The sequence below is a fragment of the Bartonella refiksaydamii genome, assembly GCF_902652675.1.
Lineage (GTDB): Bacteria > Pseudomonadota > Alphaproteobacteria > Rhizobiales > Rhizobiaceae > Bartonella > Bartonella refiksaydamii.
The window spans coordinates 1-1,635 of sequence record NZ_LR736362.1; the positions used below are offsets into that span (position 1 = coordinate 1).

The 1,635-nt window shown below is 40.5% G+C and carries 1 protein-coding gene; it reads right to left on the minus strand.

The window, feature by feature from the left end; translation table 11 throughout:
* Positions 1 to 67: 67 nt before the first annotated feature.
* A complete protein-coding gene (locus GQO39_RS08435; protein WP_156851760.1) occupies positions 68 to 1,156 on the minus strand; it encodes a YrzE family protein in 1,089 nt (362 codons plus the stop codon).
* Positions 1,157 to 1,635: the final 479 nt, after the last annotated feature.

The window sequence follows — 1,635 nt, forward strand, 5'->3', positions numbered from 1 at the left end:
TTTACAAAAAAAGCTGTAGGGATAGTACAGCTTTTTATAGGTTTTATGCTTTATGGGGCAAAAGTTTTTAAGGCATAAAAGAGTCTTTACGGTTTCTGTAGCCATAATAGCCACAGACACTGGAAATCATGGCACCAATCAAGCCTCCTAAAAAGCCCCACCAGCCCATATGCGATGCTGTTTTGGCGGCTTTATTTCCCATGTGACGCGCATCCTTTATGGATGTGTCTAGCTTGTGAGACAGTGTTTTAGCCTGCTCTTCAAGGGCTTTAAGTGCTTCTTCGGTTTTTGCTTCTGCCGTTTGATAAACATAAACTGCGCGGTTGGCGTTTGTTTGTGCATCTGCACGTGTCATGCCGTTGTTCATAAGGTTGTTGATGATATCGCTTTGATCAAACTTTGTGGTAATGGTTTGGATGCGATCAGAAAGACGTTCACTGAGATCTTTCAGATATGTGCGATAGTGAGAAGGGTCGTTTTTGAAAGCTGTTATTGTGGAACCGATATCTTTGAGAGCTTCCTGATAGGACTGCTTCAAGTGTTCCGGATTGAGGGCAGGAATGTCACTTTTATTGAGAAGTGTACGTAATTCATTGCGCAGTTTGTCAAAATCGACGCCATTGTCCTTTTTCTTTGTCAAAAAGTTCTCAACACTTTCGCCGTTTAATTTTGTAAACAGGGGAGAAGGATTTGTTTTGAGGTTGTCAACGGATTGTTGGATCATGGAAGTGTTTTCGATAGCGGCTTTAGCGCTTAAGCTTGCAGCATTTGAGACCAACCAGATGGCTTGGATTGTCATAAGAAGTGTTAAGAGAGCCCAAGTTAAAAAGCCGTGAAGTGCGCCTGAAGACTCTGCAAAATGTCCAGCCACAAAACCTCCCAAAGCAATGCTGATAAGCATAACAACGAGTGATCCAATTCCAAGGGAGAGAAAGGTGCCTTCAAAAGGTGCTGTTGAGGTGAAGTCCATTTGACTGAAGCCTAAAGCTGTGATCAGAAAAGACAAGCAGATTGATGTTGCCAGTGCTGTCACCACCCCAGCAAAGATTGCCGACCATGAAATGGATGTGTGGAAAAAGGGATACTCCGTTTCTATGGATGTTTCTCCTAAAAAATGGGTATCGAAAGGTGTGTCTTCAGGAATGCGAGTTTCCATGTGTTTATCTCCTTGAATGATGCTGGAGATACAATGCTTTCTGAACCATTATGTTCCAAATGGGCAAATATGCGTGAAAATGGAGGGGAAATAGTGACAGTAGATCATGATTTATGAATGATCATTATAGGGATGCGTATGGATTACTATTCTGGAGATGTATACTGAGATTATGGTGGTGGGAGGCTTTTTGTGGAATACGCATCGAGTGCTAATTTATGGAGGGTTTACGTTGATGATGAGAGTGATGCTCTATGCAAAATAAAGCAAGCAGAAGGGATATCTTTGTATCAAAAGGTTGTTTTGTGAAATGCTGTGGGCAACTTGTTTTGTTAGCTCCTCACGATGAAATTTGAAAATATTTTTTTTCACGAAAACATGTTACTGGTCATTTTTATAAATAACTTCCTCTTTTGTATCGCAAATTTAAAGAAAAACTAGCTTAAGGTGTAAAATGTTTTGTGCAAATTTTTTTAAAA

What these genes read in the sequence shown, in the direction of transcription:
- GQO39_RS08435 (WP_156851760.1), bottom strand. Translation starts at nt 1,156, where the DNA reads ATGGAAACTCGCATTCCTGAAGACACACCTTTCGATACCCATTTTTTA.